This window comes from Spirillospora sp. NPDC000708, from assembly GCF_040299565.1.
GTDB lineage: Bacteria > Actinomycetota > Actinomycetes > Streptosporangiales > Streptosporangiaceae > Spirillospora.
Map to the genome: position 1 here is coordinate 1 of NZ_JBEPCJ010000135.1, position 20848 is coordinate 20848.

22 protein-coding genes are annotated in these 20848 nt (G+C 73.5%); 11 read left to right on the forward strand and 11 right to left on the reverse strand.

What is annotated here, in order from left to right:
- Window positions 1-94: 94 nt before the first annotated feature.
- Both ABT299_RS48580 and ABT299_RS48585 read right to left on the reverse strand, forming a co-directional pair.
- On the reverse strand, window positions 95-1540 hold the full coding sequence (locus ABT299_RS48580; RefSeq protein ID WP_190855234.1) for a GDSL-type esterase/lipase family protein: 1446 nt from the start codon (window positions 1538-1540) through the stop codon (window positions 95-97).
- Window positions 1541-1671: 131 nt separating this feature from the next.
- Window positions 1672-3090 (reverse strand): sensor histidine kinase, encoded by a 1419-nt coding sequence (locus tag ABT299_RS48585; protein ID WP_500254966.1) that lies wholly within the window; start codon window positions 3088-3090, stop codon window positions 1672-1674.
- Window positions 3091-3216: 126 nt separating this feature from the next.
- On the opposite strand from ABT299_RS48585, the gene ABT299_RS48590 reads away from it, so the two are divergent.
- Window positions 3217-3543, forward strand: coding sequence for a hypothetical protein (locus ABT299_RS48590; protein ID WP_500254967.1), 327 nt, complete (start codon window positions 3217-3219; stop codon window positions 3541-3543).
- 5 nt (window positions 3544-3548) lie between these two features.
- Window positions 3549-4289: a sensor histidine kinase gene (locus tag ABT299_RS48595; RefSeq protein ID WP_500254968.1), complete on the forward strand. Its 741-nt coding sequence runs from the start codon at window positions 3549-3551 to the stop codon at window positions 4287-4289.
- Here ABT299_RS48595 and ABT299_RS48600 read toward each other — a convergent pair.
- Entirely contained in the window at window positions 4215-4820 is a 606-nt protein-coding gene (locus ABT299_RS48600) for a response regulator transcription factor (protein WP_500254969.1), read from the reverse strand. The genes ABT299_RS48595 and ABT299_RS48600 overlap by 75 nt on opposite strands.
- A 141-nt stretch (window positions 4821-4961) precedes the next feature.
- Here ABT299_RS48600 and ABT299_RS48605 point away from each other — a divergent pair, with 141 nt between their 5' ends.
- The 3 genes from ABT299_RS48605 to ABT299_RS48615 all read left to right on the forward strand — a co-directional run bounded on the left by ABT299_RS48605 (window position 4962) and on the right by ABT299_RS48615 (window position 6553).
- Window positions 4962-5498 (forward strand): nuclear transport factor 2 family protein, encoded by a 537-nt coding sequence (locus ABT299_RS48605; RefSeq protein ID WP_433135895.1) that lies wholly within the window; start codon window positions 4962-4964, stop codon window positions 5496-5498.
- Between the two features lie 102 nt (window positions 5499-5600).
- The gene (locus ABT299_RS48610) at window positions 5601-6233 is read left to right on the forward strand and encodes a pyridoxamine 5'-phosphate oxidase family protein (RefSeq protein ID WP_190855244.1); all 633 of its coding nucleotides are present in this window, start codon (window positions 5601-5603) and stop codon (window positions 6231-6233) included.
- Window positions 6234-6370: 137 nt separating this feature from the next.
- Window positions 6371-6553, forward strand: coding sequence for a hypothetical protein (locus tag ABT299_RS48615; RefSeq protein ID WP_433135893.1), 183 nt, complete (start codon window positions 6371-6373; stop codon window positions 6551-6553).
- On the opposite strand, the gene ABT299_RS48620 is transcribed toward ABT299_RS48615, so the two are convergent.
- Entirely contained in the window at window positions 6506-8002 is a 1497-nt protein-coding gene (locus tag ABT299_RS48620) for an MFS transporter (RefSeq protein ID WP_500254970.1), read from the reverse strand. The genes ABT299_RS48615 and ABT299_RS48620 overlap by 48 nt on opposite strands.
- A gap of 117 nt (window positions 8003-8119) precedes the next feature.
- Here ABT299_RS48620 and ABT299_RS48625 point away from each other — a divergent pair, with 117 nt between their 5' ends.
- The gene (locus ABT299_RS48625) at window positions 8120-8455 is read left to right on the forward strand and encodes an ArsR/SmtB family transcription factor (protein WP_500254971.1); all 336 of its coding nucleotides are present in this window, start codon (window positions 8120-8122) and stop codon (window positions 8453-8455) included.
- Window positions 8456-8475: 20 nt separating this feature from the next.
- Here the strand turns inward: ABT299_RS48625 and ABT299_RS48630 are convergent, their stop codons facing one another.
- Window positions 8476-9711 (reverse strand): MFS transporter, encoded by a 1236-nt coding sequence (locus ABT299_RS48630; protein ID WP_500254972.1) that lies wholly within the window; start codon window positions 9709-9711, stop codon window positions 8476-8478.
- An 82-nt stretch (window positions 9712-9793) separates the two neighbouring features.
- Between ABT299_RS48630 and ABT299_RS48635 the strand changes: the two genes are divergently transcribed.
- Both ABT299_RS48635 and ABT299_RS48640 read left to right on the forward strand, forming a co-directional pair.
- The gene (locus ABT299_RS48635) at window positions 9794-10252 is read left to right on the forward strand and encodes a winged helix-turn-helix transcriptional regulator (RefSeq protein ID WP_500254973.1); all 459 of its coding nucleotides are present in this window, start codon (window positions 9794-9796) and stop codon (window positions 10250-10252) included.
- A 196-nt stretch (window positions 10253-10448) separates the two neighbouring features.
- Window positions 10449-11348 (forward strand): MBL fold metallo-hydrolase, encoded by a 900-nt coding sequence (locus ABT299_RS48640; protein WP_500254974.1) that lies wholly within the window; start codon window positions 10449-10451, stop codon window positions 11346-11348.
- Window positions 11349-11488: 140 nt separating this feature from the next.
- Here the strand turns inward: ABT299_RS48640 and ABT299_RS48645 are convergent, their stop codons facing one another.
- Complete coding sequence (locus ABT299_RS48645; protein WP_190855260.1) at window positions 11489-12511, reverse strand: methyltransferase; 1023 nt, start codon at window positions 12509-12511, stop codon at window positions 11489-11491.
- A gap of 154 nt (window positions 12512-12665) precedes the next feature.
- On the opposite strand from ABT299_RS48645, the gene ABT299_RS48650 reads away from it, so the two are divergent.
- The gene (locus tag ABT299_RS48650) at window positions 12666-13415 is read left to right on the forward strand and encodes an SDR family oxidoreductase (protein WP_500254975.1); all 750 of its coding nucleotides are present in this window, start codon (window positions 12666-12668) and stop codon (window positions 13413-13415) included.
- Window positions 13416-13437: 22 nt separating this feature from the next.
- On the opposite strand, the gene ABT299_RS48655 is transcribed toward ABT299_RS48650, so the two are convergent.
- The gene (locus ABT299_RS48655) at window positions 13438-14166 is read right to left on the reverse strand and encodes a TetR/AcrR family transcriptional regulator (protein ID WP_190855264.1); all 729 of its coding nucleotides are present in this window, start codon (window positions 14164-14166) and stop codon (window positions 13438-13440) included.
- Between the two features lie 124 nt (window positions 14167-14290).
- Between ABT299_RS48655 and ABT299_RS48660 the strand changes: the two genes are divergently transcribed.
- Both ABT299_RS48660 and ABT299_RS48665 read left to right on the forward strand, forming a co-directional pair.
- A complete protein-coding gene (locus ABT299_RS48660) occupies window positions 14291-15844 on the forward strand; it encodes an MFS transporter (protein ID WP_500254976.1) in 1554 nt (517 codons plus the stop codon).
- A gap of 183 nt (window positions 15845-16027) precedes the next feature.
- Window positions 16028-17089 carry a histidinol-phosphate transaminase gene (locus tag ABT299_RS48665; protein ID WP_190855268.1) on the forward strand — a complete coding sequence of 354 codons (1062 nt, stop codon included), beginning with the start codon at window positions 16028-16030 and terminating at the stop codon, window positions 17087-17089.
- Window positions 17090-17143: 54 nt separating this feature from the next.
- On the opposite strand, the gene ABT299_RS48670 is transcribed toward ABT299_RS48665, so the two are convergent.
- The 4 genes from ABT299_RS48670 to ABT299_RS48685 all read right to left on the reverse strand — a co-directional run.
- On the reverse strand, window positions 17144-18301 hold the full coding sequence (locus tag ABT299_RS48670; RefSeq protein ID WP_500254977.1) for an acyltransferase family protein: 1158 nt from the start codon (window positions 18299-18301) through the stop codon (window positions 17144-17146).
- Window positions 18298-18717: a PPOX class F420-dependent oxidoreductase gene (locus ABT299_RS48675; RefSeq protein WP_190855270.1), complete on the reverse strand. Its 420-nt coding sequence runs from the start codon at window positions 18715-18717 to the stop codon at window positions 18298-18300. The genes ABT299_RS48670 and ABT299_RS48675 overlap by 4 nt, the downstream gene beginning before the upstream one ends.
- A 34-nt stretch (window positions 18718-18751) precedes the next feature.
- Window positions 18752-19561: an SDR family oxidoreductase gene (locus tag ABT299_RS48680; protein ID WP_387026574.1), complete on the reverse strand. Its 810-nt coding sequence runs from the start codon at window positions 19559-19561 to the stop codon at window positions 18752-18754.
- A gap of 3 nt (window positions 19562-19564) precedes the next feature.
- Window positions 19565-20848 (reverse strand): FAD-binding oxidoreductase (locus ABT299_RS48685; RefSeq protein ID WP_500254978.1); only part of this gene is annotated, 1284 nt, incomplete at its 5' end.

Genomic DNA, 20848 nt, shown 5'->3' on the forward strand with positions numbered 1-20848 from the left:
CCCGCCCGGGCGGCCGCCCCCGCCCCCCCACCGCCCGCCCACCCCCCGCCGGGGCGCCCGGCCGCCCGGGGGGCCCCCCACGCCCGCGAGCGGGTCACGGGCTGCTGGGCGAGGGGGTGGGCTGCGGCGCGGGCGCGTTCAGCGCCTGCTGGTCGGCGAGCGCGATGGCCAGCTCGCCGGCGGCCGTGGGGTGCAGGGGCGCCTCGGCGCCCGTCCCCTGGACGAACGGGCCCTGCGAGCAGAGGCCGTGCCCGGAGAAGTGCTGCGGGACCGAGCGGAACCCGAAGGCGCGGGCCCCCTTGTCCAGCAGGGCGTTCATGTCCGCCAGCCGCCCCCGGAGCGCGTCGGCCATCGCCTGGTCGACGCCCTGCGAGCGGAGGCAGTCGACGTTCTCGCCGAACGGGTCGTAGTACTGGTTGATGAGGACGGCCGGGTGCTGCGGCAGCCGCTTCAGCTGGCCGAGCAGGTCGTAGTACTCCGTGGCGAAGGTGTTGAGCTGCTGCTGGTAGTAGGCCGTCGAGGCACGGTCGTCGCAGGCCTTCGCGGCCAGGCAGAGCCCGGTCAGCTCGGCCCAGCGCACGTCGTTCGCGCCGATGCTGACGATGACCACGGACGCCTTGCTCGCCCGCTGGGCCACCGCCAGCTGCGGCGGAGCGACCTGGTGGCCGACGTTCTGGACGTCGAGCAGCCCGGACGTCACCGTCGCGCCGCTGCACGCGAGGTTCAGGACCTTCCACCGGTTGGACTGCGCGAGGTAGACCGCGTACGAGTCGCGGCTGCGCTTGCACGCCCGGTCCAGGGCGTCCGGGTCGTCGACGAGGGGGTTGCCCATGGCCGCCGCGGTCGAGTCGCCGATGACGACGGCGTTCACGTCGTTCAGGGCCGGACCCCGCGCCGGTGGGACGGGGGAGGACGGCGCCCGGCCCACCAGGTCCTCGACCGAGCCGACCCTCTTCAGCGCCTCCGGCGTGCTGGAGGCCAGCAGGTACACGCACGCCGAGTTCGCGGCGAGCACGCACAGCACCCCCGTCGCCAGCACCTTGACCCGGGTGGCGCCCGACCAGTGCTGCACTCCCGCCAGCGCCGCCAGCAGCAGCGCCGAGAAGCCGGCCGAGACCAGCGTCTCCCACAGCAGGTAGCGGCGCCAGCCGTCGGTCAGCCGCGCGCTCAGGTCGAGGGTGCCGTGGTCGCCGTCCCGGGCGAACTGCCCGACCTGCGCGTTGATCGTGATGTGGGTGAGCTCGAGGCGGGGGCGGATCGGGCCGCGGAACTCCGGCCGGGTCGAGATCGCCTGCCCGAACAGGTTCACCTCGCCGGGTCCCGAGCCGGACAGGCGCGGGGACGTGGCGCCCACCTGCACCGTCTGCCCGGCGGCCTTGACCGTCTGCATGGGGGTGACGCGCACCGCCAGCCAGATCGACAGGGCGCCGAGGAACAGGCACGCCACCACGTTGAGCAGGATCTTCACCCGCCTGCGCCAGGCGGGCGGCTCAAGGCGGCCGGTCGTCGTCCGGTCCTTGCTGGACTTGATCAGCTGCATCGTTTCGTCTCTTGTCGGGGACAGGCCGTAGCTGGTCTTCCCATGCGGCCACCGGTGATTCGTCACTCTTCCGCTCGACCTCCGGGACGGAACGGCAGCCCGAGGACGGCGTGACGCTCACGTCGACGCGGTCACGGGGCGGTGAGAGGGAGGCGTGCGGTGAAGCGGGCCCCGTGCCCGGGGCGGGAGTCGACGGTGAGGGTGCCGCCGTGGGCGCTCGCGATGTCGCGGGAGATCGGCAGGCCCAGCCCCGTGCCGTTGGGGTCGCGTTCGCGGGAGCTGTCCAGGCGGGTGAACCGCTCGAAGATCTCGTCCTGCCGGTCGCCCGGGACGCCGTCGCCGTCGTCGGCGACGGTCAGCACCGCGGCCGCCCGCTCTCCCGGCGGCCGGTCGACGTCGAGGGTCACCTCGACGCGGCTGTCGGCGTGCCGCTGGGCGTTGTCGAGCAGGTTGGCGAGCAGCCGGTTGATGAGCAGCCGGTCGCAGTCCAGCACGACCCGCCGGGCCAGCTTCCCGATGATGTGGATCCGGTCGGTGGCCTCGCGGCGGCGGAGCTCGGCGGCGACCAGGGCGCTGAGGTCGGTGGGCTGCGGGTGCAGCGGCTGGCCGGTGTCCAGCCGGGTGAGCGTGAGCAGGTCGGTCACGATGGCCTCCTGGCGCTCCACGCTGGCGAGCACGTCGGCGGCCACGCGCGGCCATTCGGACTCCGGGTCGGCGAGCGCGTTCTCCAGCCGCAGGCGGATCGACGTCAGCGGGCCGCGCAGGTCGTGGGAGGCCTCCGAGGTGAGGTTGCGCAGATCGCTGACGGCCGTGTCGAGGCGCTCGAGGGTCGTGTTCATGGTCTCGGCCATGGCCTTGAGCTCCTCGGGCTCCGGCACGGGGACCCGGCGCGCCAGGTCGGTGGCGGTGATCTCGGCGAACTCGTCGCGGATCTCGGCCATGGGCGCGAGGACGCGGACGGTCGAGCGGTGCACGATCGCGAACACCATCGCGGCCACGGCCACCGTCGCCACCGCCGTGCCCGCCGCCAGTCGCCGCGACCCGAACCAGGGCACCCGCGGGAAGACGAGATAGATCATCAGCGGGGCCTTGCCGCGCTGGTGGTGGGTGACCTCGGCCGGAATGCGCGTCGCGAGCAGCATCCTGTCCCCGGAGCCCCGCGGGCGCCAGGGCCGGCGCGGGTTCCGCAGCCGGTGCTCGACCTGCGTCCGCGCCTGGGGCGGGGTGATCCGGCTGAGCGGCGGGCCGTTCTCCAGGCCCTCCGTCGCCGCCAGGATCCGGCCGTCGGCGTCGATGACCTGGATCGCGTTCCCGAACCGGCCCGGCAGCGTGGGGCTCAGCGGCCCGCGCAGCATCTGGTGGAACACCTGGTCGACCGTCAGCTCACCGCGTTCGCGTGCGAGGACGGCCCGGTCCCTGCCCACCTTGCGGAGGAAGAGCGTGGCGGTCGCCGCCGCCTCCAGGGCGGTCAGCCCGGCGGCGGCCAGCGCGGAACTCGTCCGAAGCGGCAGCTGCTCCACCTTGCGGAGCGGCAGACCCAGCACGCCCACCGACACGACCTTTCTCAGGCGAACGAACGCTCAGGTTGGCTGTATCCCGGGTGCCCGAAGGCGAACGGCCCCTGAGGCAAAGTTGTCTCCAACCCTGCGGCTCACCACCGCATGGGAAAATGTCGCGTGATCTGGGGGGACGGCGTGGAACCGGACGGCGAGGACCTCCCGCCGCGGGTCGCGCGCGCGATGTCGTGGACCGCGCTGGCGCTGCTCTTCTGCATCCGGGCGTTCGATGCGGCCCGGGGCGGCATGGGTGCGGAAGCGCTGTTCTTGGCGGCGGCTCCCTACCCGCCGTTGGTGGCGTTGCTGGCCGGGCGGTTCCGGCCGAGCGTCCGCATCGGGCTGCTGGTGGCCTTGGTGGCGCTGGCGGTGATGCCGTTCGCCGCGGCCGTCCTCGCACTGTGCTGTGCGTCACCCCGCCTCCCGTCGCCCCGCCGGCGGACATGGTGACGAACGTGCTCTCCCCCCTCATCCTGGCGTGGCTGTTCTACGGCCTGTCCCTGCTCGGCGACCTGGTCGTCCTCCTCGATCGGGCCCGGCACGAGCCGGCGGCGGCCGCCGTCGCCGCCGAGCGCGACCGGATCGGGCGCGACCTGCACGACGTCCTGGGGTTCAGCCTGTCGGCGGTCGCGCTGCGCGGCGAGCCGGCCCTGCGGCTGCTGGACCGGGATCCGGTGCGCGCCGCCACCGAGCTCGCGGCGCTGGTCCCCGTCCTGGAACGGGCGCACGCCGCGCTCGGCGCGATCGCGGGCGGACGGGTCCGCCTGGAGCCGCGCCGCGAGGTCGACGCGGCGATCGAGGTGCTGGAGGCCGCCGGCATCGCCGTCCGCGCCGAGGTGGAGACCGGGCCGCTGCCGGACGGGACCGGCACCGCCCTGGCCGCCGTACTCCGCGAGGCCGTCACCAACGTCCTGCGGCACAGTCGCGCACGTACCTGCACCATCACGGTCACCCGCGCGGACGGCGCCGTGCGGCTGCGGGTCGTCGACGACGGCGCCGGCGGGCTCCGGGCGCCGGCCCCCGGCGGAACGGGCCTGGAGAGCCTGGCGGCCCGCGCCGGCGGACGGCTGTCGGCGGGGCCGCGCCGGGGAGGCGGCTTCGAGGTGGTGGCCGAGTTCCGGTCAGATCCAGCCGGACTCGGTGGCGATGCGGACGGCGTCGATCCGGTTGCGGGCGCCGAGCTTGCCGACCGCTGAGGTCAGGTAGTTCCGCACCGTCCCGTAGGACAGGAACAGCCGCTCGGCGATCTCCATCGGCTGGGCGCCGGTGGCCGACAGGCGCAGCACCTCCGCCTCCCGCTGCGTGAGCGGGCTCTCCGGAGCCAGCAGCGCCGCGGACGCGAGCGCCGGATCGATCACCGTGCCGCCCGCGGCGACCGTGCGGACCGCCGCCGCCAGCTCGTCCGGCCGGACGTCCTTGCGCACGAACCCCGCGACGCCCGCCTCCAGCGCCCGCCGCAGATGCCCGGGACGGCTCAGCGCGGTGAGGATCAGCACCCGGCAGCCGGGCGCCCGCCCGCGCAGCAGCGCCGCCGCCGCCAGCCCGTCCATCTCGGGCAGGTCGATGTCGACGACCGCCACGTCGGGACGGTGCCGCTCCGCCGCCGGCACGATCCGGGCCCCGGAGTCCACCTGGGCCACGACCTCGATGTCGTCCTCCAGGCCGAGCAGCTCGGCCAGCGCCTCCCGGAGAAGATGCATGTCCTCCGCGATCAGCACACGGATCACGGTCCGCCGCCGACGATCATGGTCATGGGCCGATGATATGTGCATTTTTCACACGCGACCGGTGACGGCGGCACTGTCCCGGACCCCGGGCGAATTGCCAGCATCGTCCTGCACGGTGAAACGCCCGAAGAAGGAGTCCCCTTGATTTCCACCATCCTCCCGAGCGGCTACTTCGCTCCGCTGGAGAAGGTCCAGACCGGACTGGGCGCCGACGACCAGCTCGCCTGCCTGAACCTGGTCGCCCGCTTCGAGTGGTGCTTCGACTCGCGCGACTTCGACGCGCTGCGCGAGATGCTCACCGAGGACTTCGTCCTCGACCACGTCTGGGGCTACCGGGAGGGCCGGGAGGCGGCGATCGCGCTGCTGCGGGAGAAGCTGCCGATCAACGACGGGCTGCGCCACGCCAGCCTCAACCCGACCGTCCACGCCGAGGAGGACGGCACCGCGACCGCGCTGTCCTACCTGCTCGGCGTGCTCGTGGGCGAGGACGGCGACGGGCCGCAGCGGCCCATCATCGCGGGCGAGGGCCTGCGCGTCGACCGGTTCCGCAAGGAGGACGGCCTCTGGCGGATGACCGCGTGCACCGTGGACCAGATGTGGGTGCACAGCTCGTTCCCCATCCCCGACGCCGAGCGAGCGCACTACCGCCTGGACGCCGCCTCCCGGCCCCGCATCTGAGGGCTCCGGGACGCCCGGAGACGGGATCCTCGATGGTGCGGTTCGCGAAACCGAAGACGGACAGGCGCGCGTCTTTGGTGAGGCTTACCTTATATTCGGCCGATGCATCCTTCTGAGATCCGGACGGTGACGACCGAGGCCGAGCTGCGGGAGATCGTCCCGGAACCGCCGCGGCCCCTCTGGGACAAGGACATCGGCAGGATCGACGAGCACGCGCGCACGGTCATCGCGCACTCGCCGCTCGTGCTGCTGGCCACCTCGGACGCGGAGGGCGCCTGCGACGTCTCGCCGCGCGGCGACCCCGCGGGCTCGGTGCTGGTCCTGGACTCCCACCGGCTGGCGCTCGCCGACCGTCCCGGCAACCACCGGGCCGACAGCTTCCGCAACGTGCTGCACAACCCCCGCGTCGGGCTGCTGTTCCTCGTGCCGGGGATGAACGAGACGCTGCGGGTGAACGGGCGCGCGACGCTCGTGTCGGACGCGCCGTTCTTCGACGACCTGGTGGTCCAGGGCAAGCGGCCGCGGCTGGCGCTCCTCGTCGACGTCGAAGAGCTGTACATGCACTGCGCGAAGGCGTTCCTGCGCTCGTCCCTGTGGGACCCCGGCACGTGGCCCGACCGCGGCTCCCTGCCCACGCTCGGACGGATCGTCAAGGACCACATGGGACTCAAGGACCTGTCCGCCGACGCGATCGACGCGGACCTCGCCGTGGACGCCTCGACGAACCGGTACTGACGTCCCCGGTGCCGCCCCTACCGGGGCGGCACGCTCCGCGCGGAACTCGTCGCGAAACGGGCGCAGCGGTGATCGCGGTTGTCACCGCGGTGGCGATTAACGGCGGCGGGCGACGTCGAGAAGAATGGAAACCGTGGGTGGCGGTGGGTCCGCCGCACGACGTCCAGATGGAGGCACCGGTGTTCGGCTTCAAGATCCTGCCCACCCTCGCGGCCGTGGTGCTCGGCGCCGGCATCGCCACCGGGAACGGGCGGGCCGCGTTCATGGCGGCGCTAGCGCTGCTCGCGCTCCAGTGGGTGATCGGGAAGGTGCGCTCCTGAGCCGCGGCCGGCGCTCGGTCCGCGGCGTGGGACGTCCGCCGGCCTGGACCTGACCAGCCAGAGGCCGGTGAACACGGCACAGGCGAGGGTGACGGCGCCGGCCGTGAGGAAGGCGCCGCCGAGCCCGGCCTCGAAGGACGCGCCGCCGGACTGGCGGGTGCGGACCACGGCCCCGAGGACCGCGACGCCGAGGACCGCGCCGATCTGGCGGGTGGTGCTGCTGATGCCGGAGGCGAGGCCGCCCTCCTGCGGGCCGACGGCCTGGATGGCGGCGCCCGTCAGCGGCGACATGGTCAGCGCGAACCCGATGCCGACGACCGCGAGCCGCCACCACACGTTCGCGTATCCGGTTCCGGCGTGTACGAGCCCCAGCGTCAGCAGCCCGAGCCCGGCCAGTGCCAGGCCGACGGTGACCACGATCCGGAACCCGTACCTGGCGGCGAGGCGTCCCGCGAACGGGCTGACGACCACCATGGCGAGGGAGGCGGGCAGGGTCTGCAGGCCCGCGCGCAGGATCGAACTGCCCTGGACGTACACGAAGAACTGGGAGAAGAAGAACGACGACCCCATGAGCGCGAACCCCACCACGATCATGGCGGTGTTGGACACGGTGAACAGCCGCTCCCGGAACAGGCGCAGCGGCAGCATCGGCGTCGAGGCGCGCGCTTCGACGGCGACAAACGCGGCGAGGACGACCGCCGCGGCGGCGAAGCCGCTCAGGATCACGGGCGACGTCCAGCCGCGCGAGCCGCCCTCGATCAGTGCGTAGGTCAGCGCCCCCACGCCCACGATGGAGAGGACCGTCCCGGGGACGTCGATCGAAGGGGCTCCGGGATTGCGCGACTCGCGCAAGGCGCGCGCCCCCGCGACCAGCAGGAAAGCGCCGATGGGCCCGTTGACGAGGAAGATGGCGGGCCAGCCGAAGGCGTCCGCCAGGATGCCGCCGGCCGGCGGTCCGGCAGCCAGGCCGATCCCGCTGAGGCCCGCCCACAGCCCGATCGCCCTGACCCGGTCCTGCGGGGCGGGATGGGCGGCGGCGATCAGGGCCAGCGAGGCGGGGCTCAGCGCCGCGGCGCCGACGCCCTGGGCGACCCGCCCGGCGATCAGCCACCCGATCGAGGGGGCGGCCGAGCACAGCACGGACGCGGCGGTGAACACCGCGACGCCGGCCAGGAACACGCGCCTGCGGCCGAAGCGGTCGGCGAAGACGCCGCCGGACAGCAGCAGCATGGCGACGAGCAGCACGTAGGCGTCGACGATCCATTGCAGGCCGCTCAGGTGCGTGTGCAGCCGCCGCTGCATGTCGGGCAGCGCCGCGCCGACGATCGTGCTGTCCAGCAGCACCATGAACTGCCCCAGGCAGGTCACGGTGAGCAGCGCGGCACGGTTCGGCCGGACGGCCGCGGTCCCGGCCGGTCCGGCCTCGGGCACGCCTTCGGATGTGGTCAACGGGGGTTCCTCTCGCGGACGCGGGGACAACACTTCGATAGTTCGATAATGCCGAAGTATCGAAGTGTTGTCCATCGACGATCCCGGAACGTCGAACGATCGAGGTATCGTCGGGGCATGCGACCGCTTCCCCAGCCCGCCCGCGAGGCGCTCGCGCTCGCGCCGGTGCTGCACGCGCTGGGCGATCCGGTGCGCCTGGAACTGGTGCGGCGCGCCTGGGCGCATCCGGAGTCGACCTGCTCGGCGCTCGCCGACGGCATGGACGTGCCGCTGTCGACGCTGTCCAACCACTGGCGGATCCTGCGCGAGGCCGGGCTGATCAGCATGGCCGTCGACGGCCGGCACCGGCGCGTCCGGCCGCGCGACGGCGACCTGGACGACCGCTTCCCAGGGCTGCTCGAACCGATCCTGCGCCTCGGCGCCGCCGAGGCGCGGGATCACGGCTTCCGCTGATCGGACGCTCCGGCGGCCGATCAGCGCGCGGACGGGCGCTCGGCGTCCGGGACCGGCGTTGAGAGGCGCCGTTCGCGCGACCGGGTGTCCGGGCGGGGGGCGGCGCCGGTCGTCGCTCGTCCGCTGAAGGCCCACGTGGCGAGTGCGCAGAGCGCGAACGCCGCGCCGAGGACGGTGGGGCCGGTCCAGCCCGCCGCGTCGAACGCGGCCGTGGTCGCGGCCGCTCCCAGGGCGGAACCGAGCGAGTAGAAGAGCATGTAGGCGCCGATGGTGGCGCTGGTGCGCTCGGGGTAGGCGGCGGTCAGGGTGTGCTGGTTGCTCACGTGCACGGCCTGGACGGCGAAGTCGAGCAGGACCACGCCGGCGATCAGCAGCGGCAGCGACCACGGGAGCTGCCCGATCGCCGCCCAGGAGACGAGCAGGAGCGCGAGCGCGATGCCGGTGACCCGGCGCGCGTGCCCCGCGTCGCCCCACCGTCCGGACCGCGCGGCACCGAGGGCCCCGGCCAGCCCGGCGACGCCGAACAGCCCGATCTGCGTCTCGCCGAGGTGCCACGGCGCGCCGGCCAGCGGCAGGGCCATGCCGCTCCACAGGGTGCCGAACGAGGCGAACAGGAAGAACGCGATCAGCCCGCGGCTGAGGAACACCGGCCGGGTGAACAGTCCGCCGAAGGACCGCAGGGCCTGCCCGTACCGGGCGGCGTCGCGGCGGTCGTCGGCGGGCAGCAGGGTGAGGGCGAGCACCGCGAGGACGGCGGCGAGGACCGCGAGGGCCAGGTAGATGCCGCGCCAGCCGGACAGGTCGGCGAGGAGTCCCGCGACGACGCGCGCGCCGAGGATGCCGACCACCACGCCCGAGGTCACGATGCCGAGGTTGCGCCCGCGCTCGGCCGGCGGGGAGACCGACGCCGCGTACGCGACGGTGGTCTGCACCACCACCGCGAACGCTCCCGCCGCGGCCAGCCCGGTGAACGCCGCCCAGGCGGCCGGGGCCGCCGCGGTGACCGCCGTCCCCGCCGCCACCAGGGCGAGGTGCGCCGCGATCAGGCGCCTGCGGTCGAGGACGTCGCCCAGCGGCACCAGCAGCACCAGTCCCGCCAGGTAGCCGAGCTGCCCGGCGGCCACGAACCAGCCGAGCGCGTCGACCGGGACGCCGAGGTCGCGTCCCATCGGTCCCAGCACCGGCTGCCCGGCGTAGACGCTCGCCACCGCGACCCCGCACACGGCCGCGAGCAGCAGCCTCGTCCTCCCGTTCACCGGGCACCTCCGTTTGGTTTCATTTTGCAACTGATTGGAGGCTAGGCCACAATGGTTTCAATCCGCAACTCATGGGGGAGCGATGGCACGCGACGGCACCGACGGGCAGAGCCCTCCGTGGACGGACCCGAGCTGCCCGGTCGCCCGCACGGTCGACCTGGTCGGCGACCGGTGGAGCCTGCTCATCATCCGGGACGCGATGGACGGCGCCCGCTCGTTCACCGACTTCCAGCAGCGCACCGGCATCGCCCGCAACATCCTCACCGAGCGGCTCCGCAAGCTCACCGCCCGCGGCCTGCTCGCCCAGGTCGACTCCCCGTCGGGCAGGCGGTGGCTGTACGCGCTCACCGACGCCGGCAAGGACCTCTTCCCCGTGATCGTCACACTGCGGCAGTGGGGCGAGCGCCACGCCTTCGACGCGGGGGAGGAGCACTCGGTCCTGGTCGACGGCGACGGCGCCCCCGTGCCCGACCTCCTGCCCGTCGCGTCCGACGGATCGCCGCTGACGAGCGAGACGACCTCGGTGCGGCGCCCCACCTGACCCCGGCGAGGGAGGCGCCGCCGTTCACCATGAGGACTCCATTGCGCGCCTCGATATCGGGTTTTTGGAGAATTCGCATCGGATGAGCGGGCGCACGTTTTTCTCCTGGCCGCTAGTGGACTCGCCGAGGTCGGATTTCAGCGGATCTCTAGTGATCCTCGAATGCCGCTTCTCCCGCCCGCTTTAACGTGGCGCCATGACGACACCCCAGAAGAGCCCGGCGGCAGAGACCTGGCAGATCGGAAAGGTGACCGTCCACCGGATAGCCGAAGTCCCGCTGCGCGGGTTCGGCCGGTGGCTGTTGCCTCAGGCGACCCCGGACGTGGTCGCGGAATCGGCGTGGCTGAGCCCTTTCTACGTGGACGACGACGGGCAGCTGCTCGGCTCCGTCCACGCCTTCGCCGTCCAGATCGGTGACACCCGCGTGCTGGTGGACGCCGGCGTGGGCAACGGCAAGGCCCGCCCCTTCCCCGCGTGGGACCACCTGTCCACCCCGTTCCTCGACCGGCTGGCGGAGGCGGGCTTCACGCCCGGCAACGTCGACGTCGTGATCAACACGCACCTGCACCAGGACCACGTCGGCTGGAACACCCGGCTCGACGGGGACCGCTGGGTGCCCACCTTCACCAACGCCCGCTACGTGTCGGCCCAGGCCGAGTACGACTACTGGGGCGGCGTCGAGCTGGAGCCGGACCAGCGCGAGATGTTCGCCGACTCCGTCGACCCCGTCCGCGAGGCCGGGCTGCTGGACCCCGTCGACGTGCCCGCCGCCGGCGTCGAGGTGGCGCCGGGCGTGACGATCGTGCCGGCGCCCGGCCACACGCCGGGTCAGGTCACGGTCCGGCTGGACGGCGGCGACCGCAAGGCCGTGATCTCCGCCGACTGCCTCCACCACCCGGTGCAGTTCGCCCGCACCGCCATGTGCGCGACCGTCGACGTGGACGCGGAGCAGGCGACGAGGACGAGGCGCGCGCTGTTCGCCGACCTCGCCGGGACCGACTCGGTCCTGTTCGGCAGCCACTTCGACGCCCCGTCCGCCGGCCTGGTCCGCAAGGACGGCGACCACTACCGCTTCCTGCCCGTCGAGCTCGACTGAACGGCGGCCGGACGGCCCGCCGCCGACCCCGAACGTCCCTCCCGGCCCGGCCGGGAGGGACGTTCCGTGTTCGGCGATCCCGCGTTCCCCGGCTTCGCGACCTCCGGCACCGGACGGGAACGGCCGGAGGGGGACGCCGGTCAGGCGGCGGCCGGCTTGCGGGCGCGGATGAGGCGCTCGGTGGCGGTGATGCGCTCGACCGTGACGCCGGTGTACCCCGCGTCGCCGAGCCAGCGCTTCGCGTCCGCGAAGGTGTACTCGGCGGCGCCCGACCGGACGAGCTTCATGTTGAGGCTCATCAGCAGCGAGTGCGCGGGACCCGTCCGGTCGTCGTCGATGAGCTCGTCGTAGACGAGCAGCTCGCCGCCGGGGCGCAGGGCCTCGAACGCGCGGGTCACGAGCGTGACGCGGCTCTCCTCGTCCCAGTCGTGCAGCACATGCCCGAAGATGTAGGCGTCGGCCTCGGGAAGCGCGTCGGTGAGGAAGTCGCCGCCGTGGAAGGTGGTGCGGTCGGCGGTCCCGAGGGCCGCCATGTGCTCGTCGAACAGGGGCCGCAGCGGCGGCATGTCGAAGCAGGCGGTCCTCAGGTGCCGGTGCGCGCGGGCGAGCGAGCCGGCGAGGTTGCCGCGCGCGCCGCCGAGGTCGACCACGTCCCGGTGCCCGCTCCAGTCGACCCGCTCGACCAGGTAGGCGGTGACGACCGCGGAGGCGCTGTCCATCGCGTTCATGAAGCCCCGGACGCGGTCCAGGTCGCGGTAGAACTCGCCGAACGAGTCGAAGCCCTCCTGCAGCGACCCGGACTTCAGCAGGTCGGTGAGGCGGCCCCACGCCGGGTAGAGCGCGCGCCCCATGAAGGTGAGGAAGCCGCCGACGTAGCCCTCGCCGTTCTGGTCGAGGAGGCGGGCGGCGGCCGGCGCGTTGGCGTACCGGCCGTCCCGGCGCTCCAGCAGGCCCAGGGCCGTCAGGGCGTCCAGGAAGTCCGCCGCCGCCCGCGCGTGCAGGCCGAGCTTCCCGGTGATCTCCTCGAGGGTGGCGGGCCCGGTGGCCAGCATGGTGAACAGGCCCAGCTCCACGCCGCTGAACAGCGCCCGCGACCGCCAGAAGCCGCCGGCCACCCCCATCACGAATTCCAGGTCCGCGGTTTCCTGATTTGGCGAGTCCATTCCATGGTCCTTTCGGAGTACGAACGGGTGCGAGTACCTTCCGATTTCACTCCTTCTGTATGGTCGGCCACGGCAGTCGAGAAGCTCTAAGGAAATGATCGGGAGCCGCTGGACGGCTCTTTCCTTCGCCCTGGATCGGGGCCAGTGTGGTGGCATGCGAATATCTCTCATCACCGGGGCCAACAAGGGAATCGGTTTCGAGGTCGCGCGGCAGCTCGGCGGGCTCGGCGGCCAGAAGGTGCTCGTGGGCGCGCGAAATGAGGAGCGCGGCCGGAAGGCGGCCGCCGCGCTGCGGGCGGAGGGGGTGGACGCCGGACATGTGCTCGTCGACGTCACCGACGCCGCCGGGCTGAAGCGCGCCGCGGAGCGAATAGAGCGCGAGCACGGCCGTCTCGACGCACTGGTCAACAACGCCGGGATCGCCATTCTGGACTGGAACCTGCGCCCCGGCCGGGTTCCGCTCGACATGGTGCGCCGGACCTACGAGACGAACGTGGTGGGGGTGATCGCGGTGACCGACGCGATGCTGCCGCTGCTGCGCCGCTCGGAGGCGGGGCGCATCGTCAACGTCTCCAGCCGCCTGGGGTCGCTGGCGGTCATGAGCGACCGGGAGTCACCGGTCTCGCGGGTCAACCTGCTGGCCTACAACTCCTCCAAGGCCGCGCTCAACGCGGTGACCGTGGCCTACGCCAAGGAGCTCGCGGAGACGCCGATCAAGGTGAACTCCGTCAACCCGGGTTTCTGCGACACCAACATGGCGTCCGACCTGATCGCGGCCATGGGGGCGGGCCGGGGCGTGCGCACGCCGGCGGAGGGCGCGCGGGCCGCGGTCACCGCCGCGACGCTGCCCGACGACGGGCCGACGGGCTCCTTCTTCGGAGACGAGGGCCCCGTGCCATGGTGAGCGCCCTGGCGCGGCGGGCCGGTCAGGCCGGTCCGGCGGCCTTCGCCAGCTCGGCGCGGAACCCGCCGATGACGCCGCTCAGCCCGATCTCGAAGCGGTCCTCGAGGCCGCGCTCGTTGAAGCCGGCGGTGACGGCGATGAGGTTGGGGTACTGCTCCGGCGGCAGGTGCTGCACGAACTCCTGCATCTGGTCGAGCCGCTCGCGGGCCTCCGCGCCGGTGCCGAACGAGATCTCCTGGGTCACGAAGCCGACCGCGTAGTACAGCAGCACCAGGTAGCAGATGTTGGTGAGCCTGTCGTCGAAGCCCGCCCGGCGCAGCGTGCCGATCACGTACTCGGCCAGCCGCAGCCAGTTCGGCCCGAGCGGCACCCGGCCGGTCAGCAGCCGGGTCGCCGCCGGGTGGGCCAGCAGCACGCGGCGGATCTCGCGGGCCACGCTCGTCAGCCGCTCGGCCCAGTCGCCCTCGTCGGCGGCGGGCAGCCGGCACTCGCCGAGCACGGCGTCCACGACCAGGTTGAACAGCTCGTCCTTGCTCCGGAAGTGCCAGTAGAGCGAGGGCGACTTGATGTTCAGCGCGGTCGCGAGGCCGCGCATGCTGAACGCCTCGAAGCCGTCCTTCTCCAGCAGTTCGAGGGCGGCCTCGACGATCTCGCTCCGGCTGAGGCGCGGATCGGGGCCCTTCTCCTCGTTCCACAGCCCCTCGGGGTTGGGGCGCAACCGCAGCTTGGCGCGGTTGGGGCGGTCTGGCATCGGACCCCCGGAGGTCGCGTCGGTCGGACGAATTCACTCTAGCATTGATAGGACCCCCTACCGATGCTAGGCTGCACCTAGCATTGATAGGGAACTTGTCGAGTCAGGAAGGGTCACGGATCCGATGACTGCGCAGAGGCCCGTCTCGGACGTCTTCGGCGGCCGTACGGGGGATCACAGGGAAGAAGCCGGGTGGTGGCCGCTCGTCGCGATCGTCACCGCCGTCTCCATGCTCATGATGAGCGCCACGATCGTCACCGTGGCGCTCCCGGACATCCAGCGCGACCTGAAGGCGAACCTCACCGACCTGCAGTGGGTCGTGAACTCCTTCACCCTCGCCATGGCGGTGTTCCAGCTGACCGCCGGATCCCTCGGCGACCGCGTCGGCCGCCGCCGGATGTTCCTGATCGGCGTCGCCGCGTTCGGCCTGGCGTCGCTGGCCTGCGCCGTGTCCACCACCCCTGAGATGCTCATCTGGTCCCGGGCGGTGCAGGGGCTGGCGGGCGCCGTCATGTTCGCCACGACGCTCGCGCTCGTCGCGCAGATCTACCACGGGCAGATGCGCGGCCTCGCCTTCGGCGTCCGCGGCGCCGCGGCGGGCGTCGCCGTCGCGCTCGGCCCGCTCCTCGGCGGCGCGCTCGTGGCCGGCATCGACTGGCGCTGGGTCTTCTACATCAACATCCCGTTCGCGGCCGTCACCCTGGTCATCGCCTGGGTGAAGCTGCCCCGCCACGAGGAGCTGCGCAAGGGCAAGAGCCTCGACGCCGGCGGCCTGCTCACGCTCACCGCGTCGCTGATGCTCCTCATGGTCGCGCTGCTGCGCGGCGAGGACTGGGGATGGTCCAGCGACCGCGTCATCGCGATGTTCGCCGGCGCCGCCGTCTTCATGGCGGTCTTCCTGATCATCGAGTGGGTGCACCGGGAGCCGATGCTGGACCTGTCGCTGTTCCGCAGCCGCTCGTTCAGCGGCACGCAGCTCGCCACGGTCGCCACGCACGGCAGCTTCTTCGCCCTGCTGCTGTACCTCTCGCTCTACTTCCAGAACCAGCTCGGCTACTCGGCCTTCAAGACCGGCCTGTGCTTCCTCGCGGTCAACATCCCGATCCTGCTCTCGGGGCCCGCGGCGGGCGCGTTCATGGACCGGCTCCCGGCCTGGGTGCTGCCGACCCTCGGGCTGGTGCTCGTCGGCACCGGCCTCGTCGTCATGCACGGCCTGACGCTCGACTCCTCGTGGACGCATCTGGCCCCCGGCATGGTCATCGCGGGCTTCGGCCTCGGCATGGCGCTCCCGGCGATCGGGTCGCTGTCCATGGAGGTGGCCGACGGGCCGCGCCTCGGCATGGCCGCGGGCGTCAACAACACCGTCAGCCAGACCGCCATGGCGATGGGGATCGCCGTGTACGGCGCGATCCTCGGCCGCCAGGTCACCGACACGATGTCCGACGACCTGGCGGGCAGGCACCTGCCGATCCACGACATCGCCGGGGCCGCGTCCGCCGGCCAGATCAAGGCGGTGGCCGCCCACCTGCCCGCCGCGCTGCGCAAGCCGGTCGTCGACGCGGCCGAGCACGGGATCGTCAACGGCCTGAACCTGCTCTTCTTCGTGGTGGCCGCCGTGGCCTTCGTCGGAGCGGGCCTCGCCGTGCTCCTGATCCGCACGCCCGAGCACAGGGGCTAGCGGCACCGTCCCGGTGACCACCCGGGCCCGGGCGGCCGCGGACGGCGCGAGGCCGTTCCCGCGCGAGGCCGCTCCGGTGCGGCGGGCGGCCGGCCCCGTGGGCCGCCCGCCGGCCCGGGCCGGGCGGATCACCGGCGACGCGCCCAGATGCCCGGAGACCCCCTTGCGACCCTGGAGGTACTGATGGCGGAGACGCGTCCGCGGCTCAGGGACGACCTGCTGGAACTCGCCGTGCACGCGGCGGTGCAGAACGACGGCCGGGGCTACCGCGCCGACCTCAACGAGGCCCCCTTCCCACCCCCGGACAGCGTGCTCGCGATGGCGAGGAGAGCGATGTCCGACGTCAACCGATACCCCGACGACGGCTGCTCCGAGCTCGTCGAGGCGCTCTCCGACCAGCTCTCCGTCCCCGCGCCGCACATCGCGGTCGGGGCCGGCGCCACCGCGATCATCCAGCAGGTGCTGCTCGCCGCCGTGCGGCACGGCGACGAGGTCGTCTGCTCCTGGCCGTCGACCGAGCGCTACCCCGGCCTGATCCAGGTCGCCGGGGCGCGGCTGGAGGGCGTGCCGCTGGACGGCGCGCACCAGGACCTCGGGGCGCTGGCCGGGGCGGTCACCGAACGGACCCGGGTGGTGTTCGTCGGCAACCCGAGCGACCTCACCGGGACGACCGTGCACCGGCACGCGCTGCAGACCTTCCTCAGGCGGGTCCCGCCGGACGTGCTGGTGGTGATCGACGAGGAGTACCGGGAGTTCGTCGGCGAGCCGGCCGCGCCGGACGGGGTGCGGCTGTACCGCGAGCACCCGAACGTCGCGGTGATCCGCACGTTCTCCAAGGCGTACGGCCTGGCCGGGCTGCGGGTCGGCTTCATGATCGCGCAACCGCGGGTGATCGGCGCGGTCCGGCGGACGGCGCTGCCGTTCGGCGTGAGCGCGGTCGCGCAGAAGGCCGCGCTGTCCGCGCTGCGCAACCAGTTCGAGCTGCGCCGGCGCATCGCCGCCCTGGTGAAGGAGCGCGACCGGCTGCTCCGGCTGCTGCGCGGGCAGGGCTGGGACGTGCCCACGAGCGGGGCGAACTTCCTGTGGCTCCCGCTCGGCAGGCGGACCGACCGGTTCGTCCAGATGTGCGCCGAGCACGGCGTCAGGGTCAACGGCTACGCCGGCCGCGGGGCCCGGATCACCGTGGGGGAGCCCGAGGCGAACGACCTCGTCGGCTTCGTCGCCGCCCGGTTTGCGACCGCATGACCGGCGTTCGCGGCGTCGCGACCGGCGGCCGGGCCGGTGCGGGCGGCCCCGGAGTCAGCCCGGCTCCGTCACGGGACGGGGGGCGGGCGCCGCCCGTCCCGGGCGCCGCCGGCTCCAGCGGCGCATCGCGGGCCGCTCCACCCACGTGTGGAGCGCGGCGGCCAGCGCCAGCGCGACGCCGAGCAGGCCCGCCTCGACGCCGGACGCGGCGGGCGCGCTCCAGCCGCCGCCCAGGACGAGACGGCCGTAGGTGAGCACGGGGAGGTGCACCAGGTACAGGGCGAACGAGATCTCGCCCAGCCAGGTCATGACCGGGGCGGCCAGAAGGGAGGGGCGCCCGCGCGAGTCGCGGTCGGCCGCGGCCGCGATGACCAGGGCGAGTGGCACCACCGTCGGGGCGACCATCGCCCAAGGGGAGGGCACCAGCTTCACCTGGAGGACGACACCGGCGGCCAGCAGGCAGAACGCCGGGCCGAGCCCCAGGCCGACCCAGCGGCCCGAGATCACGATGCGGGCCATGACCACGCCCAGCGTGAACTCCAGAAGGCGGACGGGAGGCAGCGAGTACACCGCCCAGTAGTCCCAGACCGACATCGGGAACCACGGCATCTTCGGGGTGTCGGGAAGGAGCCACTGCGCGAGAGCCGGAACCAGGACGACCAGCGCCAAAAGGCCCGCCGCGCAGCCCCAGAGCCGGTCCGGCCTGATCGCCCGGACCGCCCGGATCACCAGCGGGAAGCACAGGTAGAACAGCAGCTCGCAGCTCAGCGACCAGCTGGGGACGTGCAGCGCGTTCATCACCTCGGCGTCGGGCACCCAGGCGTGCACGAGCAGCAGGCTCGGCAGCGTCTTGCCCCAGGTGGCGCGGTCGGCCGCGGCCTGGCCCGGCAGGAACGCCAGCAGCAGCACGGCGGTCCACGTGACCAGGTGGTTGGGGTAGATCTTGACGAAGCGGCGGCGCCAGAAGTCGCGCGCCGCGTCGCCGGGACGCGACGACCAGGTCAGGACGAAGCCGCTCAGCACGAAGAAGAAGGCCACGCCGAGCCAGCCCGCCGCCGTGGCGGGCCCCTCCAGGGACGGCGCCGGTCCCCGGTCGCCGTAGAACGCCTGGAAGGTGGCGTGGCAGAAGAACACCGAGAGCGCCGCCAGGATCCGCATCCCGGTCAGCGAGGGGAGCCTCGTGCGCGGGTCGTTCGCGGGCGCGCCGGTCACGGCCGGCCACCGCCTCCGGCGTCGGAGTAGATGACGTGCTCCGGAGTGACGCGCACCGTGACGCGCCGCTCGTCGCTGCTCCGGTGCGCGTAGTCGGGCGCGCCCCAGTACTTGCGGGCGATCCGGTCGGTCATCTCCTCGGCGCCCTTCTCCTCGATGCGCCCCGTGCCGGACACGGTGAGGGAGTGGAACGGGACCGCGGGGTCCAGCACGCTGACGGCCACCCGGCCGTCGGTGCGCAGGATGCGCTCCTTGACCCGGCCGACCGCGGTCGTGAAGACGACCTCGTCGCCGTCCACGTCCACGCAGACGATCGTGCAGTGGGGCGAGCCGTCGGGCCGGATGACGGTCGCCCAGGCGAAGTAGGGCTCACGGAGCATGGCCTTGGCCTGGTCGCTCAGCGGCGTCGCGTTCATGTCGGGCCTTTCGCGTTCGGGGATCGGGCGTGGCTCAGACGTCGGGCATGCCGAAGTCGACGTTGGGGGCGTCGATCCCGCCGTCGATCTCGAAGACCTTGCCGGTCACGTACGAGGCGGCGGGGGAGGCGAGGTAGCGGACGGCCGCGGCGATGTCGCCGGGCACGCCCACCCGTCGCATCGGGGTCGCCTGCTCCAGCCGGTCGCGCATCGCGTCGTCGGCGAGCACCGGCTCCAGCACCGCGGTCGCCACCGCGCCCGGCGTCACGGCGTTCACCCGGATGCGCGGCGCGAGGTCCCGCGCGGCGAGCCGGGTGTACTGCGCCAGGGCGCCCTTGGCGGTGCCGTACGCCAGCCAGCCCCGGCCGCCCACGCGCCCCACCGTCGAGGTGATGTTGACGACGGCGCCGCCGTTCCCCGGCGCGTCCAGCAGGTGCGGGACGGCGGAGCCGGTGACGGCGTGCGCGATGCCCACGTTGAAGCGGAAGGCGTCCACGAGGTCGTCGGGCGTGAGCGCGGTGAAGGGCCTGATGGTGGCGCTGCCGACGTTGTTGACGACGACGTCGAGCCGGCCGAAGGCCCCGACCGCGCGGCCCGGCAGGCCGGCGGCGAGGCCGAGGTCGGACAGGTCGCCGGGGACGGCGAGGGCCCGGCGGCCCGCGGCCTCGATCTCGGCGGCGACCTTCGCCAGCTGGTCGGCCGAGCGCGCCGCGATCACCACGTCGGCGCCCGCGCGGGCCAGCTCGACCGCGGTCGCGGCGCCGATGCCGCGCCCGGCGCCGGTGACCACCGCGACCCTGTCGTCGAGGCGGAAAGCGTCGCGGGCGGGTGCGTCCTGGTCCATGTTCTACTCCTGGGGTCGCGGCGCGGACGGGGTCGCCGAGGGGGCGATGTTGGCGTTGAAGCGGAACAGGTTGTCCGGGTCGTACGCCTTCTTGACCGCGGTGAGCCGCGCGTAGGCGTCCGGGGCGAACGCGCCCGGCACGTACGACGGGGGCTCGTCCGCGGAGACGAAGTTGACGTAGGGGCCGCCGGTCGCGTGCGGGCGGATCGCCGCCGACGCCTTCGCGCTCCAGGCGGCGAGGTCGGCGGCCGCGTCGTCGTGTTCGGCCAGGGCGTTGACGGCCACGAGGTGGGCCGCGTCGCGGAAGCCGAACGGGGTGGCCTCGGGCGGCGTCTCGGCGATGGCGCCGCCGAGCTGCTGGATCTGCAGCATGGCGAGGCGTCCGGGGGCGTCCGCGGCGGCGGCCAGCAGCCCGTCGATGGCGGCGTCGTCGAGCCGGCCCAGGAAGTGGCTCGCGCCGTGGGCGCGCTGCCTTTCGGGGAAGCGGTTCGGCGGCTGCTGCAGCTGGAGGTACGACATCGGCCGGACGGCGTCGGCGACGGGCGGCCCGAACTCGCGCAGCGGCCGCAGCATCCGCTCCGCCTCGTCCGGCGGGGCGAACGCGGCGACGCCGACCATCACGATCGGACGGCCGCGCACCGGCTCGGGGACGAAGGGCGCGGGCGGCGCGGCCATCAGCGTCAGCCGGACCGCGAGCCGCCCGGGCGCCGCGTCGGCGACCTCCTGGTAGCGGCGCAGCACCCGCGCCCCGCGCTCGATCGGATGGATGAGCACCCCGCCGGTGAGCTCGCGCAGGGGATGCAGCGCGAACCGCGTCCGCGTCACCGCACCGAAGTTCCCCCCGCCGCCGCGCAGCGCCCAGAACAGCTCCGGCTCGCTGCCCGCGTCGACCCGGTGGGTCGCGCCGTCCGCCGTGACCACCTCGGCCTCGACCAGGTTGTCGCAGGTCAGCCCGTACAGCCGGTGCAGCCAGCCGAACCCGCCGCCGAGCGCCGTGCCGGCGACGCCGACCTGGGGCGCGTCGGCGCCGGTCACCGCCAGCCCGTGCTCCTGCGCGGCCGCGTCGAGCGGTCCCCAGCGCAGCCCGCCGCCCGCGGTCACCGTCCGGGACCGCGCGTCGACCTCGAGCCCGTCCAGCCCGGACAGGTCGATGACCAGGGCGCCGTCGGCGGTGCCGTGGCCCGCCAGGCCGTGCCCGCCGCCGCGGACCGCGACCGGCAGCCCGCGGTGCCGGGCGGGCGCGATAGCCCCCGCCACCGCCACCGGCGGGGGCGGCCGCGCGCTGGG

Excerpts from the sequence above, each read along its gene's own strand:
- ABT299_RS48580 (WP_190855234.1), bottom strand. The coding sequence starts at position 1,540 with ATGCAGCTGATCAAGTCCAGCAAGGACCGGACGACGACCGGCCGCCTT.
- ABT299_RS48610 (WP_190855244.1), top strand. The coding sequence starts at position 5,601 with ATGCATCCTTCTGAGATCCGGACGGTGACGACCGAGGCCGAGCTGCGG.
- ABT299_RS48625 (WP_500254971.1), top strand. The coding sequence starts at position 8,120 with ATGCGACCGCTTCCCCAGCCCGCCCGCGAGGCGCTCGCGCTCGCGCCG.
- ABT299_RS48635 (WP_500254973.1), top strand. The coding sequence starts at position 9,794 with ATGGCACGCGACGGCACCGACGGGCAGAGCCCTCCGTGGACGGACCCG.
- ABT299_RS48640 (WP_500254974.1), top strand. The coding sequence starts at position 10,449 with ATGACGACACCCCAGAAGAGCCCGGCGGCAGAGACCTGGCAGATCGGA.
- ABT299_RS48645 (WP_190855260.1), bottom strand. The coding sequence starts at position 12,511 with ATGGACTCGCCAAATCAGGAAACCGCGGACCTGGAATTCGTGATGGGG.
- ABT299_RS48650 (WP_500254975.1), top strand. The coding sequence starts at position 12,666 with ATGCGAATATCTCTCATCACCGGGGCCAACAAGGGAATCGGTTTCGAG.
- ABT299_RS48655 (WP_190855264.1), bottom strand. The coding sequence starts at position 14,166 with ATGCCAGACCGCCCCAACCGCGCCAAGCTGCGGTTGCGCCCCAACCCC.
- ABT299_RS48660 (WP_500254976.1), top strand. The coding sequence starts at position 14,291 with ATGACTGCGCAGAGGCCCGTCTCGGACGTCTTCGGCGGCCGTACGGGG.
- ABT299_RS48665 (WP_190855268.1), top strand. The coding sequence starts at position 16,028 with ATGGCGGAGACGCGTCCGCGGCTCAGGGACGACCTGCTGGAACTCGCC.
- ABT299_RS48675 (WP_190855270.1), bottom strand. The coding sequence starts at position 18,717 with ATGAACGCGACGCCGCTGAGCGACCAGGCCAAGGCCATGCTCCGTGAG.
- ABT299_RS48680 (WP_387026574.1), bottom strand. The coding sequence starts at position 19,561 with ATGGACCAGGACGCACCCGCCCGCGACGCTTTCCGCCTCGACGACAGG.